The sequence below is a fragment of the Streptomyces sp. URMC 126 genome (assembly GCF_051386555.1).
In the GTDB taxonomy this organism is placed as follows: domain Bacteria; phylum Actinomycetota; class Actinomycetes; order Streptomycetales; family Streptomycetaceae; genus Streptomyces.
The window spans coordinates 1-231 of the sequence record NZ_JBPQTX010001416.1 but is presented as its reverse complement, the minus strand read 5'-3'; the positions used below and the strand labels follow the sequence as shown (position 1 = coordinate 231).

1 protein-coding gene is annotated in these 231 nt (G+C 76.2%); it reads left to right on the top strand.

Annotation, left to right across the window (positions count from 1 at the left end; genetic code table 11):
- Positions 1-231 (top strand): Gfo/Idh/MocA family protein (locus ACSNOK_RS36485; protein WP_436784931.1); only part of this gene is annotated, 231 nt, incomplete at both ends.

The window sequence follows — 231 nt, the reverse complement described above, 5'->3', positions numbered from 1 at the left end:
GGGAACGCAGGAGGAGGGCGGCCCGTACGCCACCGTCCTCTTCCAGCACCGCTACGGCTCCGGCGCCGTCCACGCCCGCGAACTGCTCGCCTCCGGCGCACTGGGCGCCCCGCTCGTCGCCCACTGCCAGACCACCTGGTACCGCGACGCCGCCTACTACTCCGCCCCCTGGCGCGGCCGGTGGGCCACCGAGGGCGGCGGCCCCACGATGGGCCACGGCATCCACCAGAC